This window comes from Rhodospirillales bacterium (genome assembly GCA_018666775.1).
Lineage (GTDB): Bacteria > Pseudomonadota > Alphaproteobacteria > SMXQ01 > SMXQ01 > JABIXC01.
On record JABIXC010000017.1, the window covers coordinates 94,904 to 111,421 of the forward strand.

Below are 16,518 nucleotides of genomic sequence, written 5' to 3' on the forward strand. Positions count from 1 at the left end.
GTTATTTTTTGTTTGAAGGCCTTATATGTTGCCCTATCAGGCGACATCACACCCTATAGGGCGGTTAGCTCAGTTGGAAGAGCGTCTCGTTTACACCGAGAGGGTCGGCGGTTCGAGCCCGTCACCGCCCACCATCGCATGGCCCATTTCCTGACTATTGTAGAATTACCAAGCTGCATTTCAGGATGCGCAGTTTCTTCAAAATTAAAAAAATCTCGTGCAGCGCATTGGAAACCATGTGTTTTAACCAAAAAACAATATTTAATGGCTATTATACAATGGCTTAGCAATTTGTATGTTCCGGGGGGCGGGACGATTACGACATCTTTTCAAAGGGGCCGCCATTCGGCGTGTGTTCGCAAGTAAGGCGAATGCCCAATTTAATATAAACGGCAGAGATCAACAGTGAGCAAAGAGGGGCTTATGCCTGAGAATTCGTGGAAAGGGTACTGGCATCGTGATGGTATCGCTATTGCAATTTGTTTGGCGATGGCCACTGTGCCAGCCATTGCTGGTGACAAAAAATGAGAAACGGTGGGGCAAATACGGTCCCTCGTCCAAGACGGCATATCGATCGCCAAATCCGACGATGCCGGAGGCGCTTTAAAAAGCAAACTGGCAGACCACGGCGCAAAAATTGCGGAAGGGCTGTCAAAGACGGTTGTTTCGCCGTTCGTCGATTATGTCGAGACATCAGCCAGAGCCGGGGATTCCCTTGCCGGATCGTCCTATGAAATATTGGCGGTGAAAGCTTATGATAATGCCGGACAGCGCGATGGCTACTTTTTCAATCAGTTGGGCTTCAGTTATTTTGATCACAGAAAAACTGTGAACTTAGGGATTGGCTACCGCCAATTTATGCTCAATAAAAAGTTGCTGTTTGGCGTAAACAGTTTTTATGATCACGAATTTCCGAACGATCATAAGCGCTGGGGATTTGGCTTCGAAGCAAAATCATCCATTTTTGGTTTCGGCTTTAACAGATACCTTGGGCTTTCGGATTATCGTGAGGACCGGAGTGGTACTGATTCCAAAGCCCTAGATGGGATGGATATTCGTGCCGAACTTGCGTTGCCATATTTCCCCGGAGCAAAAATTAATTACAATTATTTTGCCTGGGAAGGCGATGGCACGGCCGCGGATTTGAGCGGCGAGAAGCTTTCGTTGAGGGGGCAGTTATTCAAAAACCTTACAATTGATGCAGGGCGCACCTTTTATAAAAATGACGCGCGCGATGATGATAACTGGGTAAAGATCTCGTTTACTTGGGCCCTCAACCAGAAAGACACCGGACCGTCAATGTTCCAGGTGGCGGACACGGCATACAGCTTTAAGGAAATTGATTACGAACGTTACAGGCCGGTGCGTCGGGAAAACAAAATCATCAAACAAAAAGAATTCTCAGCGCAAGTTACGGGGAACTAGAGAATATGAAACAGTTTAAATTTCTACTCGTTATTTTTTGCCTTGGCGCGGTTGTTTTTACAACACCATCTCACGCTGCAGAGCTGACATGTACCAGCGGTGATGTGACTGGATTAGGATCAGGGGATTATTGCTACACCGAGCCAACCTATTATGGAATTACGGTGTATGAAATGGGGGTTTGTACCGCGGCACCGACTGCCCCGACGACAACGGCGGTTGTCGATGCGCCAAACTGTCATACTGTGTTTACAAGTTCTGCAGGGTCGTTGGTTGAAGTTCAAAACGGTGGAACAAGCACGCCGTCTGGAACGTTTACGCGTCCCCCTAACGGCACCTATACGCACGGATATATGCGTATGAACAATACATTTTTGATTAAAGGAAGCCTTGATTTTGGGGCCTCCCATACCGATATCACGGATCAGTATTGTGTGACCAAGACGGCGACAACGGATAATGAAGGTTCAAATTCCGCAAATACTTATACCTGCTCTGCTTCGCCAGGAACGCCCGGGACCGTGACAACAGAATTGACGGATTTTTCTGGCGGTGATCATTCAAATACAACGTCTGCGACGGTAGGCCAACTGACAGTTTATCTACTGGATTCAAATCAACATCTTGCAACTGCGGCGGAATGTACTCAGGCCGGTGCAGATGGAATTTTGGGGGTCCAAGCTTTTACCTCTGCCATTACCATGACAGACCAATCCACCGTCATGGACGCGACGATTACTGTTTCTCAAGGCATGACCGTGTCTGTCACGGGCACCAATGCGGCCGAGTTCGATAGTGGCCCATTTCAGTTGGTTCTTTCTGTCCAATGATTTGTTCGCGTTATCGCATCCTATAACAACCGCATGCCCCCTTCCAAAAAGCACAGTGGCCATGATTCAAAATTGAGGGGATATTGGCCCATCATCCTCTATCAGGGCGCCAGCTAGGGGGAGCGTCTTGGTTACACCGAGAGGGTCGGCGGTTCGAGTCCGTCATCGCCCGCCATATAGGCTGGGGCTTGCATTATTGCAAAAATGCCGCTTAAAACCTTGAATCAGATGAACCAAGTTATCAATCGGTCTTCAATTGGCCATCTATTGGGCCTCAATTAGGCCTCAATTAGGTGGCACCTTGATTGGGCCAATTTATATGACGATGGACTGCCCCCCCTAGATTTTTTTTGATTTGGATAAATAGCAATATCGCGGTGCTCGTCGAGTACCCGTCTAACCCCTGGGAATAGAAATGAAACTTACCAGACGACAATTTATAGCTGGAACCTCTGCATTTGTAATTTCCACCCCCGCTATAGGAGCCATGACTCCTGAAAATCAAAAATTGGTGGCGAAAGCGGGATCGGTTCAGTTGCTTCCAGGTCAGTATCCTAAAACAGAAATTTGGGGATATGGAGGCCACACACCTGGACCTGAGCTGAGACTTCGCCAAGGCGCGCGCATTCGCCGTGATTTTGTAAATCTTTTGCCTCAGGCATCGACGGTTCATTGGCATGGTATCAGGATCGACAATAAAATGGATGGGGTGCCAGAATTAACGCAAACCGTTGTGCGGCCCAACAATTCTTTTACCTATGACTTTGTTGTTCCTGATGCCGGAACCTATTGGTACCACCCCCATAACAAAACGTCGGAGCAAATGGCCCGCGGCCTTTATGGCGCACTTATTGTCGAAGAAAATAACCCGCCTGAAGTCGATACAGATGAAACACTCATCATTGATGATTGGCGGCTCGACAAAACAGGTCAAATCAATGACAGTTTCGAAGCTGTGATGGATATGTCCCATGGGGGACGGCTGGGAAACTGGCTAACCGTTAATGGAGAGGCCTCTTATTCTCGCACTGTAAAAAAGAATGAGCGCCTACGATTGCGCCTTATAAATTCGTCGAATTCACGAATTTTCTCACTAAACCTGAAAGGACTGACCGGGTGGGTTATCGCCCTTGATGGACAACCCCTGGATACCCCAACTTCGATCAAACAATTGGTCCTCGCCCCTGCGCAACGCATCGACTTGATTGTTGATGTTTCGGCGCTCGAAGGTGAAACGGCGCATGTCTATTCAATTGGCCGAGAAGGCCAACATCAAATTGTTGGCTTTACAGTAGATGGCATTAAGCGACATTCCATGCTTCCGACGCCAAGAGCATTGCCAGCAAACCCGGTTTTACCAATCGATCCAAAAACCAACCCACAAAAAGTAAGCTTGCGGATGGAAGGTGGGGCCATGGGACGCATGCGGGGCGCACGGATGGGCGGTGAAATGATGGGGATGAGACAGCTTGTGAATGCAGGAAAGGTTTGGGCCTTTAATGGACGGGTCGATATGCCAGACACCCCTTTAATCGACGCACAACGGGGAAAAACGGTTCAGATTGAAATGATAAATGAAACTGGATGGCCCCATGCCATGCACCTTCATGGGTTTCATTTCCGCCAAGTTTACCTCAACGGCAAGATGGGCCCTCTCAGAGACACGTTACTGATGGATGGGAATACAACGGCAACCATTGCCTTCATAGCGGACAATCCTGGCAAGTGGCTCCTGCATTGCCATATGCTTGAACATGCATCAAGCGGCATGACGACGTGGATCCATGTAAATTGATTTTTCGATTAGGAAAATACAGAGAATTGAACCGGCACTTGCAATGCCACAAAAACGCCGCTTAATATCTTGAACTAAATTTTTTGATTGTTTTAATTTTCGGGAATGCATTCAAATGTTCGAATCCATGCATGTTTTACATCCTGTTTTTGTTCATTTCACCGTTGCGCTCCTGATAACGGCCGCACTGCTGCTTTTTGTTGCAAGGGTGCACCCGTGGGCGGAAAAGTGCCGTGTGGTGGGTAACTGGAACCTGATTATCGGGGCCATATCGTTACTGCCAACGGTTGGCGCCGGATTTTATGCCTTTAACACCGTCGCCCATGATGCACCGTCTCATTTAGCAATGATTGATCACCGTAATTTTGCCGTCGTGACGGCTCTGGTTTGGTGTGTTTTGGCGATCTGGAGGATCTGGGTCCTTAGGCAAAAACGCAGGTCAGGCTGGCCTTTCTTCTGGTCTGTTTTTCTTGCCGTTTTTCTTCTCGGGATTACGGGATTCAAAGGCGGGGAACTGGTTTTCCAACATGGCCTTGGGGTATCTTCGCTGCCTTCAAGTTCCAGCGACGGGAAAAGCGACGGGCATGGGCACGGGCATGAAGCGGTGGAGGAACACCCGGCGAAACCCATGGCAAAAGCCCCCCCTAAGCATGACAATTCCGATGGGCACCCACATGAAGCGGTGGAGGAACACCCCCCTAAACCCACCGCAAAAGCCCCCCCTAAGCATGACAATTCCGATGGGCACCCACATTAATAGAAATCCGTGGTTATGGGGCTGTAACAAAAGCGACTGGCAATTTTTTATAAACGGATAAACCCTGTGTTCTACGGAATCGTGACATGGCCAAAAATGGTGCAATAAGCGTTGAAAATATAAAGAAATTGCGTGTCGATCATGTCGGTGCGCTACGAGCACCTGCCCCGCTTCGGGACCTGTTTGAAAAGCGGGAAAGAGGGGATGTCTCTGAAGAAGATTTCATCGCCGCCCGTGAAGCAGCGATTGCCAATATTATCCGTAAACAAGAAGAAATCGGTTTGTCGGTGGTCACCGATGGTGAATTGCGCCGGCGCAACTTTCAAGACAGCTTCAACGCCGCCGTGGGTGGATTTTCGCGGCCCTTGGCAAAGGGGCCTGGCGAGAACGTGAGCGGGCAGCCATACAGCCGGACCGTATCGTCTGGTCACAACCGTTGGTCCGTGACGGAAAAATTGTATCTCAAACAAAATGTGCCGCTTGAGGAGTTCCGCCTGAGCGCGGTGACCGCTACGTGCCCGATCAAGGTCACCTTGCTGAGTGCAGACCGAATTGCCGATCAGTTTGACCAAAGTGACACGGTCTATGAAGATGTTGATGCGTTCATTGCCGATGTCGTTGCGATCGAACGCACCATGATTGGCGAACTCATTGCGGCGGGGTGCCGCTATATTCAAATCGATGCGCCCGGTTACACGTCTTATGTTGACGACGTATCCATCGCAGAAATGCGGTCGAGGGGAGAAGACCCGGAAAAGCGCATGGCGCGCTCCATCGCTGCTGATAACGCCGTTATTGCCGGATTTGAGGGCGTGGTCTTTGGGCTTCACGTTTGTCGTGGCGGTGCCCGTACGCTGGACCCTGAAACTGGAAAAGTAGCCCCCCAATGGCACCGCGAAGGCCATTATGACGCCATCGCAGAACAATTGTTCTCAGAGCTTAAGCACGATCGGTTGCTGCTTGAATACGATAGCGAGCGCGCCGGAGACTTTGCGCCGTTGCGCTTCGTGCCTAAAGACAAGGTCGCGGTGCTGGGGCTGGTCACCACCAAGAGCCCGGACATAGAGCGATCCGATGACTTGCAGCAGCGTATCCATGAGGCCGCAGCCTACTTGCCGCTCGACAATCTGGCGTTAAGTCCACAATGCGGTTTTGGGGGATACCGTAAGGTCGCAATCGAAGAAGACCAGCAATGGCAGAAATTCGAGGTCATCACAGAGACAGCACGTGCAATATGGGGGTAATAACCCCTTTAAAAGAGAAAAACCATGGACTTCATCACACTGGGGCGGACAGTCTTTTAGATGCCGCGTATCGGTTTGCCCATCATGAAACTGGCGCCGATGTGGTCCTGTTTGGGACAGGCAACCTGGATCATCTGGAAGCCAATATCGCCTCTCTTCTGAAACCGGCCCTGCCTTCGAGCGATATTGACCAGTTATTAGCACAATTTGGTCACCTCATGGGGCTTGGGCTTGATCAAAGCCGGCGGGATAGACCCCGGGTTCCCTGACCCATATTTTTCTTCGATAAAGCATTAGAATATTTCTGTATCCTATTAATTTTAATACATTTTTAATCATATTATCTCACGCTATCGTCCGGACATCTTATTAGGTGGGGGCTGGCTTGCATAAGCCGGTTATTCCCATAGGAGGGATTATTATGGTTGGTATTGAAAAAACATCGTTGCTTAAATTGGCTGGCATTGGGCCGGTCTGTGTGATGGCCGCATTGCTTGTTGGTTGTGCGCCCCAAACGGTTATTTCCAATAAGCACCAAGTGGTGGTTGAGGCCAACACCCACGAAGAAGCCATCAATATTGCCACCAAAGCATGCGCCGGTTATGACCGTGAAATCTTGCTGTCGGCACAGCAAAGAGGCGGGTATTGGTTCAAATGTCTTGAATCCAAGGAAGATCAGCAGGCGCGCAAAGCGGCAGCGCAGGCCAAGGCCCTGAAACGGTCAGCGCTGTTGAAGCAATTGATGAAGAAAAATCCCCCCAAAGCCGAGGCAAAGCCTTTACCCAAGCCTCTTCCCACGGAAAAATTTGAACAAAAGGCCGCAAAGCCAGCACCCGTAAAGGCACCTCCTATAACTGTTGCGAAAGCTGTGGCAAAGCCGGACCCCGTCGTTGCAAGGACATCTACCGCCACAAATTCCGGGTCATGGGTCACGTTTGGCTCTTTCAGAACAGAAATCCGGGCCGAAAATTTTGTTCGGCAATTTAATAGCAATCATCCAAAGTTGGCCCGTGAACATTCGGTTATGGTCAATGAAATCAAGCTCGGCCCCCGTGGAATTTTTTATCGTTCTCAGCTTGGCCCCTTTGTCGATGATAGTAAGGCCAAAAGTCTTTGCGTTGATCTGAAAAACAATGGATCGAAGTGTTTTGTTGTCTCTCGCCGCTAGGGCTGAAAAATTCTTGAAAATAGAGCCATTTAGCCCCGTTCACTTGTTGACAGCCCCTTGTCGTCCGGCTACACCACGGTTCTCAAATTCGGTCATGGTTTCAGTTGGTGATCGGATCATATTGGGGGTGTAGCTCAGCTGGTTAGAGCGCTGGCCTGTCACGCCAGAGGTCGCGGGTTCGAGTCCCGTCACTCCCGCCACTTTTTCAATATCCTGCCTGTACCTTTTCTGGGTCCGGCAGGGCCGAATACAGGCAATCTTTGCTTTTATTCTTAAGGCCTGAGTTTATAGTCTAGCGCTATCACGGCCTCTTGTTATGGGGGCAATCGTGGCAGTGGTTTTTAAAAAGAAAATAAACGCTAAACGGACGGTGTGATGCAGGAACTTCTGGTGCAATATCTGCCCATTTTGATTTTTCTGGGCATTGCCGTTGGTCTTGCTGTCACCATGGTTGTCGCGTCTTTTATCGTCGCCCAGCAACGCCCCGATCAAGACAAACTCAGCGCATATGAATGCGGCTTTGATCCCTTTGATGATGCCCGTGGCCGGTTTGATGTCCGGTTCTATCTGGTTGCCATCCTGTTTATCATTTTTGACCTTGAAGTTGCCTTCCTGTTTCCATGGGCCGTGGCCCTTGGGGATATTGGGCTGTTTGGTTTTTGGTCCATGATGATTTTCCTTGGGGTGTTGACCATCGGTTTTGTCTATGAATGGAAGAAGGGCGCGCTTGAGTGGGAGTAATCCCGCATCGTTTGCGAAAAGGTTGATGACCGTGACCAATGAAACCCAATCAGGCGGCTTGCCCCCAGGTCCTGCACAGGACCAGATTATGAAGGGTGTTGCCCAGCAAATGCAGGACAAGGGCTTTGTCGTTGCCAGTCTTGATTCTTTGGTGAATTGGGCGCGGACCGGATCGCTGTGGCCCATGACCTTTGGTCTGGCGTGTTGCGCCGTAGAAATGATGCAAACCGCAGCCAGCCGTTATGATGTCGATCGGTTTGGCATTGTCTTTCGCCCCAGCCCCCGCCAATCCGATGTCATGATTGTCGCTGGCACCCTGACCAACAAAATGGCTCCGGCCCTTCGCCGCGTTTACGACCAAATGGCGGAACCGCGCTGGGTTATTTCCATGGGGTCTTGTGCCAATGGGGGTGGTTATTATCACTATTCTTATTCCGTGGTGCGCGGGTGTGATCGGATTGTGCCGGTTGATATCTATGTGCCGGGGTGTCCGCCCACAGCCGAAGCGCTGCTTTACGGCATTTTGCAATTACAGAAAAAAATCCGTCGAACCGGAACCATCATGCGTTAAGGCAAAAGCCTTGATGCCAATCAGGATTATCAGAAAAGTTTAATGAACCAAGACGCGCAACAATTAGAAGCCTTGAAGGAACTCGGTGAATACATCGAGGATATTCTGGCGGGCGACATAGAAAGTGTCGCTGTGGCCTATGGTGAACTGACCGTGACCATTCGGGATTCTGCTGCCATCGTCAAGGTTCTGACAACGCTGCGCGATGATACCAATTGCCAGCTGCATCAATTGATGGATGTTTGCGGGGTTGATTATCCAGAACGCGAAAAGCGGTTTGATGTGGTCTATCACCTGCTTAGCCTGCGCCAAAACCACCGCGTCCGGGTCCGTGCCCGGGTCGATGAAAACACCCCCATTCCTTCGGTGACGGGCGTGTTTTCCGCTGCTGGTTGGTGGGAACGCGAAGCATGGGACATGTATGGCATTCTGTTTTCCGGCCATCCCGATCTGCGCCGATTGCTGACAGATTATGGTTTCGAAGGCCATCCCTTACGCAAAGATTTCCCCCTGTCGGGCTATGTCGAGGTGCGTTACGACGATGATCAAAAGCGGGTGGTTTATGAACCGGTCAAGTTGACCCAGGAATTTCGCAATTTTGATTTCCTGAGCCCATGGGAAGGGGCACAGTCCGTGCGCGACGCAGAAGAAAAAGAACAAAAAGAAGAAGAAAAGGGGGAAGGCACCGATGGCTGAAACCCAGATCCAGAATTATTCCATCAATTTTGGTCCTCAGCATCCAGCGGCCCATGGCGTTTTGCGTCTGGTGCTTGAAATGGATGGTGAAGTGGTGGAGCGGGCCGATCCGCATATCGGGCTTTTGCATCGCGGCACAGAAAAGCTGATTGAATACAAAAACTACCTTCAGGCGGTGCCGTATTTTGATCGTCTGGATTATGTGGCCCCGATGTCTCAGGAACATGCCTATGCGTTGGCGGTCGAAAAACTTTTGGGCATCACGCCGCCACTGCGCGCGCAATATATTCGGGTCATGTTTGCGGAAATCAGCCGCATCTTGAATCACATTTTGAACATCACCACCATGGCACTGGATGTTGGTGCCATGACGCCGCTGCTCTGGGGTTTTGAAGAGCGCGAAAAGCTGATGGAATTTTATGAACGCACATCTGGCGCGCGGCTGCATTCTGCCTATTTCCGCCCGGGCGGTGTGCATGTTGATCTGCCCGAAGGTTTGGTCGAAGACATCCTGACATTCTGTGATGGTTTCCCTGCCCATTTGGATGATGTCGAAGGGTTGTTGACCGATAACCGCATCTTCAAACAGCGAACAGTGGATATCGGCGTGGTGTCAGCCCGCGATGCCATTGATTGGGGCTTTACCGGTCCAATGCTGCGCGGTTCAGACACGCCATGGGATTTGCGTAAATCCCAGCCCTATGATGTCTATGACCGGGTTGATTTTGCGGTGCCTGTGGGCAAGACCGGGGATTGTTACGCCCGTTATCTGGTGCGCATGGATGAAATGCGCGAAAGCATCAAAATTATTCGCCAATGTATTGCCGATATGCCCGGTGGCCCGGTGATGGTCGATGATCAAAAAATCACGCCTCCCTCGCGTGCGGAAATGAAACATTCCATGGAAGCCTTGATCCATCATTTCAAGCTGTTTACCGAAGGCTATCATGTGCCTGAAGGTGAGGCTTATTCTGCGGTCGAAGCGCCCAAGGGTGAGTTTGGCGTCTATCTGGTATCCGATGGGTCCAACCGGCCGTATCGCTGCAAAATTCGGGCACCAGGGTTTGCCCATCTTCAGGGTTTGGAATTCCTATCAAAGGGCCACATGCTGGCTGACGTGGTGTCGATTATTGGTTCCCTAGATATTGTGTTCGGAGAAATAGATCGATGAACACCCAGCCCGAAACATTTTCTTTTGATGCAGAACATGCAGAAAAAGCAAAAGCCTTCATTGCCAAATATCCCGAAGGCCGCCAGGCCAGTGCCGTTTTGCCATTGCTTGATCTGGCCCAACGACAAAACGGTGGATGGTTGCCCGGTGCTGCGGTGGAATATGTTGCCGAAATGCTGGACATGGCTGAAATCCGGGTGTGGGAAGTGGCAAGCTTTTACACCATGTATAATTTGGAACCGGTGGGTAAAACCTGCGTCAATGTTTGCACCACGACCCCGTGCTGGTTGCGGGGTTCTGCCGATATTGTCACGGCATGCGAAGAAGAATTGAATATCGGCCTTGGTGAAACCACGGGTGATGGCGAATTCACCTTGCGCGAAGTCGAATGTCTGGGGGCCTGTGTCAATGCACCCATGCTCCAGATTGGCGATGATTATTACGAAGATTTAACCCCTGACAGTGCCAAGGCATTGCTGCGGGCCATCAAGGCCGGGGACACATCAAAACCCGGGCCGCAATCGGGCCGTGAAGGGTCTGAGCCAATTTCAGGCCTTACATCCTTGAAGGGAGACGCGTGATGCTGGCTGACCAGGATCGTATCTTCACCAATCTTTACGGGCACAAGGATTTTCGCCTTGCCGGTGCACAGTCCCGTGGCGATTGGGATGGCACCAAGGAAATTTTGGCCAAGGGCTCTGATTGGATCATCAACGAGATGAAAGAATCCGGCCTGCGCGGTCGCGGCGGGGCAGGGTTCCCGGCCGGGGTCAAATGGTCGTTCATGCCAAAAGAATCAAAAGATGGTCGTCCCAATTATCTGGTGATCAATGCCGATGAAGGTGAGCCCGGAACCTGCAAAGACCGGGACATGATGCGCAATGATCCCCATAAATTGGTTGAAGGCGCATTGTTGGCGTCCTTTGCCATGAATGCCCATGCGGCTTACATCTATATCCGGGGTGAATTTTACCGGGAGGCCGAAAATCTTCAAACGGCCGTCGATGAAGCATATGAGGCCGGGTTGATAGGCAAGAATGCCTGTGGGTCAGGCTATGATTTTGATTTTTACATCCATCGCGGTGCCGGTGCCTATATCTGTGGCGAAGAAACGGCCCTGTTGGAAAGCCTTGAAGGGCGCAAGGGCCAACCCCGTCTTAAACCACCGTTCCCTGCAGGGGCTGGGCTTTATGGCTGTCCTACGACCGTGAATAATGTTGAAACGATTGCTGTGGCACCGACTATTTTACGCCGGGGCGCATCATGGTTTGCGGGCTTTGGCAGGCCGAATAATACGGGCACCAAAGTGTTCTGTATTTCCGGCCATGTGAACGAACCCTGCAACGTTGAAGAAGAAATGGGCATTCCCCTAAAGGAATTGATCGAAAAACACGCAGGCGGTGTGCGCGGCGGTTGGGATAATTTATTGGCCGTGATCCCCGGTGGGTCTTCGGTGCCGGTGCTGCCCAAATCAATCTGTGAAACGGTTAAAATGGATTTTGATGCCCTGAAAGAAGCCCAATCGGGATTGGGCACGGCGGGGGTCATTGTCATGGATCAATCCACCGATATTGTCCGGGCCATTGCAAGATTGTCGAAATTCTACAAACACGAAAGCTGTGGCCAATGCACACCGTGCCGTGAAGGTACGGGTTGGATGTGGCGGGTGATGGAACGCTTGGTAACCGGTGAAGCGCGGGTCGAAGAAATTGACCTGTTGCTAGAGGTTACCAAAGAGATTGAGGGCCACACCATTTGTGCCCTTGGCGATGCGGCGGCTTGGCCCATTCAGGGATTGGTTCGTCATTTTCGGCCAGAGATTGAACGTCGTATCAATGCGCGCGCTGGCGCGGCAGCTTAAAGGGATGCGGGATTAAAGATGCCTAAACTGACCATCGACGGTAAAGAATACGAGGTCGAGCCCGGCACAACGGTGCTGCAGGCCTGTGAAGATGCTGGAATCGAAATTCCGCGCTTCTGCTATCACGACCGTCTTTCCATTGCGGGCAATTGCCGCATGTGTCTGGTTGAAATTTCTCCTGGCCCACCAAAGCCGGCGGCGTCTTGTGCCATGCCGGTTGGTGAAGGCATGGCGGTCAAGACCGACAGCGAAATGGTGAAAAAGGCCCGACGCGGTGTGATGGAAATGTTGTTGATCAACCATCCCCTTGATTGCCCGATTTGTGATCAGGGCGGCGAATGTGATTTGCAGGACCAGGCGATGTTCTACGGATCTGATCACTCACGGTTTTCTGAAAACAAACGCGCGGTATCCAACAAGGATTTTGGTCCCCTGATCAAGACCCAGATGACGCGGTGCATTCATTGCACCCGGTGTGTGCGGTTTGCCTCCGAGGTTGCCGGTGTCGAAGAACTGGGTGCGTTGGGTCGTGGCGAAGATACCGAAATCAGCGCCACCGTTGGCAAGGCCGTTAGCTCTGAAATGTCTGGCAATATGATTGATCTTTGCCCGGTTGGGGCATTGACGTCAAAGCCGTTTGCTTTCAAGGCGCGGTCATGGGAATTGCGCAAATGCGAAACCATCGATGTCATGGATGCGGTGGGGTCCAACATTCGGGTTGATTGCCGGGGCACAGAAGTCTTGCGTGTTTTGCCGCGCTTGAACGAAGACATCAACGAAGAATGGATTTCCGATAAAACTCGGTTTGCCTATGACGGATTGCGTCGCCAGCGTCTGGATACGCCTTATGTCAGGCGCGACGGAAAATTGGTGCCAGCCTCTTGGGATGACGCTTTCGCTGCTATTGCCGGGGCCATGAAGGGTCTTGATGGATCAAAGATTGCGGCCATTGCCGGTGATCTTGCCGATTGCGAATCCATGTTGGGCCTGAAAGACCTGATGGCAGCACTGGGTTCTCCCAATGTTGATTGCCGCCAAGACGGCTCAAAGCTGGGGTATGACGGCCGTGCATCATGGCTGTTCAATTCGACCATTTCCGGCATCGATGATGCCGATGCCTGTTTGATCATTGGTGCCAATCCCCGCACCGAAGCCGCCATCATCAATGCGCGATTGCGCAGGCGTTGGTTGGCAGGTGGCTTTGATATCGGAATTATCAGGAAGCCCACAAAGGATGCGACCTATGGTGCCGAACATCTAGGGGCAGGGCCCGAAGCCTTGTCATCGATCCTTGATGGCAAGCATGATTTTTCAAAGGTTCTGGAAAGTGCTGAAAAGCCCATGATCATTCTGGGTGCCGGTATGGTGGCCCGCGATGATGGTGCGGCGGTTTTGGCGACAGCCCATAAATTGGCTGAAAAATTCGGGTGCATCAAAGACGGTTGGAACGGGTTCAATCTGTTGCAAAATGCCGCCAGTCGCGTTGGCGGGTTGGATATTGGTCTGGTGCCGGGAGAAAATGGCCGTGATGTTGCCGGAATTGTTGACGGAGCTGGTGCGGGCGACATCAAACTGGTTTGGCTTTTGGGTGCCGATGAAATTGATATGAATGGTTTGGGCAAGGCCTTCGTCGTGTATCAGGGCCATCATGGCGATAACGGCGCGCACCGCGCTGACGTTGTTTTGCCGGGTGCGGCTTATACCGAAAAAGATGCCACCTATGTGAATACCGAAGGCCGCGTGCAGCGTGCCCGCATGGCCCACGCCCCATTGGGGGATGCCAAAGAAGACTGGAAAATTCTTCGGGCCTTTTCAGAAACCATCGGGAAAACCTTGCCGTATAATTCCATCGATGACGTGCGGGCTAATATGGCTTTGGTCAATCCGGTGTTTGAAACCATTGATGAGATTGTTGCAGCACCTTGGGACGCGTTTGGCACAGCCGGTTCCCCAGAGAGCTCTATGAACAATGATGATTTTGCAATCCCGGTTGATAATTTCTATATGACGGACCCCATCAGCCGTTCTTCCATCACCATGGCGCAATGCACCGAATTGCTTTCGGCTAAAAAGACAAAGACGGGGACCGATGGCTGAGCTCTGGACCCTGTATATGCTGCCGGGCATTATTATTGTCGCCAAGATTTTGGCGATTTTGGTGCCGTTGTTGGTGGCGGTTGCGTATCTGACTTATTTTGAGCGCAAGGTGATTGCCGCCATGCAATTGCGCAAGGGCCCCAATGTGGTTGGGCCTTTGGGGTTGTTGCAGCCTTTGGCCGATGGCCTGAAATTATTCGTCAAGGAAACGGTGATCCCATCATCGGCCAACAAGGTTGTCTTTATATTGGCACCGGTGGTGACGTTCAGCCTGTCCATGGTTGCCTGGGCGGTGATCCCGTTTGATGCGGGCATGGTTCTGGCCGATATCAATGTGGGTATTTTGTACCTGTTCGCCATTTCGTCTCTTGGGGTTTACGGCATCTTGATGGCGGGTTGGGCCTCCAATTCCAAATATGCCTTTTTGGGCGCGCTGCGGTCTGCGGCACAAATGGTGTCTTACGAAATTTCCATGGGGCTGGTGATCGTCACCGTCTTGTTGTGTGTTGGGTCGCTGAACCTTTCAAAGATTGTGATGGCCCAACAAGGCATGTGGTTTGCCATTCCGCTGTTCCCGATGTTTGTGGTGTTCTTTATCTCCACGCTGGCTGAAACCAATCGTTCGCCGTTTGATTTGCCCGAAGCCGAAGCGGAACTGGTATCAGGGTACAACGTCGAATATTCATCCATGACCTTTGCCATGTTCTTCCTCGGTGAATACGCGAACATGATTTTGATGAGCGCGATGACGGTTATTTTGTTCCTGGGCGGCTGGTTGCCGCCGGTGGACATCGCACCCTTTAATCTGGTGCCGGGGCCACTTTGGTTCGTGGGCAAAATCTGTTTCGTCTTGTTCCTGTTTTTATGGGTGCGCGCAACCTTCCCCCGGTATCGCTATGACCAATTGATGCGGTTGGGCTGGAAAATATTTTTGCCCTTGTCGTTGATTTGGGTGGTGATCACCGCAGGTGTGCTGGTCGCGTTCGGATGGGTACCAAAATGAGGGGTTTGATGATCAAACACGCAGTTCGTTTGGACAGGAGAGCGCCATGTCGGTAATTGTCCGCGCAATCAAGGCGTTTGGTCTGCGGGAAATTATTTCCGGGATGTGGCTGACATTGCGTTATTTTTTCAAGCGCAAGGTGACGATCAACTACCCTTATGAAAAGGGCGTGCTGTCGACGCGCTTTCGGGGCGAACATGCCCTTAGGCGCTATCCCAATGGCGAAGAACGCTGCATTGCGTGCAAGCTGTGCGAAGCCATCTGTCCGGCCCAGGCCATCACCATTGAGGCCGAGCCGCGCGATGATGGGTCCAGACGCACCACGCGCTATGACATCGACATGACAAAATGCATTTATTGCGGATTATGTGAAGAAGCCTGCCCGGTGGACGCCATCGTGGAAGGGCCGAATTTTGAATTCGCAACAGAAACCCACGAAGAACTACTTTACGACAAGAATAAACTTTTGGATAACGGCGACCGTTGGGAAAATGAAATTGCCCATCGTTTAGACGCCGAATCCAGGTACCGGTAGGCCGCTAGATGATTTTGACCGCACTCGCTTTTTATATGTTTGCTGCAACGGCCATTGCATCCGGTGTGATGGTGATTGCTGCGCGCAACCCGGTTCATTCCGTGTTGTTCCTGATCCTGACATTCTTTAATGCTGCAGGGTTGTTTATCCTGTTGGGGGCAGAATTTCTGGCCTTCATTTTGGTGATTGTTTATGTCGGCGCGGTGGCGGTTCTGTTTATGTTTGTCGTGATGATGTTGGACATTAACTTTGCGGCATTGCGCGAAGGCTTTTTGCAATACCTGCCCATTGGTGGATTGATCGGCCTGATTTTGATGGCGGAATTGGTCTTTGTCATTGCCGCCTGGCACAGCGCCCCGGAAGCGGGCGGGTTGATTGCGGCGAAGACCCCGGCCTTGACCGACACCACCAACACCGAAGCTTTGGGCCAGTTGCTTTACACCAAATATTTTTACCTGTTTCAGGCATCTGGCTTGATTTTGCTGGTGGCCATGATTGGCGCCATTGTGTTGACGCTCCGCGCACGCCCCGGGGTGCGCCGCCAGGTGATTTCCGATCAGGTGGCAAGATCACGCGATGATGCGGTGGAACTGCGCGACGTCGAAAAAGGGAAGGGGATTTAAC

Annotated in this window: 16 protein-coding genes and 2 tRNA genes; all 18 read left to right on the top strand. The window is 51.3% G+C overall.

Annotated elements, in window-relative coordinates; genetic code table 11:
• Positions 1-58 precede the first annotated feature (58 nt).
• The 18 genes from HOJ08_08450 (at position 59) to HOJ08_08535 (ending at position 16,517) form a co-directional block, all read left to right on the top strand.
• Positions 59-134: transfer RNA gene (locus HOJ08_08450), tRNA-Val, on the top strand.
• A 400-nt stretch (positions 135-534) separates the two neighbouring features.
• Entirely contained in the window at positions 535-1,425 is an 891-nt protein-coding gene (locus tag HOJ08_08455; GenBank protein ID MBT5673463.1) for a hypothetical protein, read from the top strand.
• A 5-nt stretch (positions 1,426-1,430) separates the two neighbouring features.
• Entirely contained in the window at positions 1,431-2,255 is an 825-nt protein-coding gene (locus HOJ08_08460; protein ID MBT5673464.1) for a hypothetical protein, read from the top strand.
• Positions 2,256-2,670: 415 nt separating this feature from the next.
• Complete coding sequence (locus tag HOJ08_08465) at positions 2,671-4,050, top strand: multicopper oxidase family protein (protein ID MBT5673465.1); 1,380 nt, start codon at positions 2,671-2,673, stop codon at positions 4,048-4,050.
• A 115-nt stretch (positions 4,051-4,165) separates the two neighbouring features.
• Positions 4,166-4,807, top strand: a complete 642-nt coding sequence (locus tag HOJ08_08470; protein ID MBT5673466.1) for a DUF2231 domain-containing protein — start codon at positions 4,166-4,168, stop codon at positions 4,805-4,807.
• 86 nt (positions 4,808-4,893) lie between these two features.
• Positions 4,894-6,051, top strand: a complete 1,158-nt coding sequence (locus HOJ08_08475; protein MBT5673467.1) for a cobalamin-independent methionine synthase II family protein — start codon at positions 4,894-4,896, stop codon at positions 6,049-6,051.
• A gap of 421 nt (positions 6,052-6,472) precedes the next feature.
• A complete protein-coding gene (locus HOJ08_08480; protein ID MBT5673468.1) occupies positions 6,473-7,219 on the top strand; it encodes a hypothetical protein in 747 nt (248 codons plus the stop codon).
• 123 nt (positions 7,220-7,342) lie between these two features.
• Positions 7,343-7,419, top strand: a tRNA-Asp gene (locus tag HOJ08_08485).
• A 175-nt stretch (positions 7,420-7,594) separates the two neighbouring features.
• A complete protein-coding gene (locus HOJ08_08490) occupies positions 7,595-7,960 on the top strand; it encodes an NADH-quinone oxidoreductase subunit A (protein MBT5673469.1) in 366 nt (121 codons plus the stop codon).
• Positions 7,926-8,531, top strand: coding sequence for an NADH-quinone oxidoreductase subunit B (locus tag HOJ08_08495; protein MBT5673470.1), 606 nt, complete (start codon positions 7,926-7,928; stop codon positions 8,529-8,531). The genes HOJ08_08490 and HOJ08_08495 overlap by 35 nt, the downstream gene beginning before the upstream one ends.
• Positions 8,532-8,573: 42 nt before the next feature.
• Positions 8,574-9,227: an NADH-quinone oxidoreductase subunit C gene (locus HOJ08_08500; protein MBT5673471.1), complete on the top strand. Its 654-nt coding sequence runs from the start codon at positions 8,574-8,576 to the stop codon at positions 9,225-9,227.
• On the top strand, positions 9,220-10,398 hold the full coding sequence (locus HOJ08_08505) for an NADH-quinone oxidoreductase subunit D (GenBank protein MBT5673472.1): 1,179 nt from the start codon (positions 9,220-9,222) through the stop codon (positions 10,396-10,398). Before HOJ08_08500 ends, HOJ08_08505 begins: the two co-directional genes overlap by 8 nt.
• Positions 10,395-10,979 (top strand): NADH-quinone oxidoreductase subunit NuoE, encoded by a 585-nt coding sequence (gene nuoE, locus HOJ08_08510; protein MBT5673473.1) that lies wholly within the window; start codon positions 10,395-10,397, stop codon positions 10,977-10,979. Before HOJ08_08505 ends, nuoE begins: the two co-directional genes overlap by 4 nt.
• On the top strand, positions 10,979-12,259 hold the full coding sequence (gene nuoF, locus HOJ08_08515) for an NADH-quinone oxidoreductase subunit NuoF (GenBank protein MBT5673474.1): 1,281 nt from the start codon (positions 10,979-10,981) through the stop codon (positions 12,257-12,259). Before nuoE ends, nuoF begins: the two co-directional genes overlap by 1 nt.
• Before the next feature lie 18 nt (positions 12,260-12,277).
• Positions 12,278-14,356, top strand: coding sequence for an NADH-quinone oxidoreductase subunit G (locus HOJ08_08520; GenBank protein MBT5673475.1), 2,079 nt, complete (start codon positions 12,278-12,280; stop codon positions 14,354-14,356).
• Complete coding sequence (gene nuoH, locus HOJ08_08525; protein MBT5673476.1) at positions 14,349-15,359, top strand: NADH-quinone oxidoreductase subunit NuoH; 1,011 nt, start codon at positions 14,349-14,351, stop codon at positions 15,357-15,359. The genes HOJ08_08520 and nuoH overlap by 8 nt, the downstream gene beginning before the upstream one ends.
• 46 nt (positions 15,360-15,405) lie before the next feature.
• Complete coding sequence (gene nuoI / locus HOJ08_08530; protein MBT5673477.1) at positions 15,406-15,894, top strand: NADH-quinone oxidoreductase subunit NuoI; 489 nt, start codon at positions 15,406-15,408, stop codon at positions 15,892-15,894.
• 11 nt (positions 15,895-15,905) lie between these two features.
• The gene (locus tag HOJ08_08535) at positions 15,906-16,517 is read left to right on the top strand and encodes an NADH-quinone oxidoreductase subunit J (protein MBT5673478.1); all 612 of its coding nucleotides are present in this window, start codon (positions 15,906-15,908) and stop codon (positions 16,515-16,517) included.
• The last annotated feature ends 1 nt before the right edge of the window (position 16,518 follow it).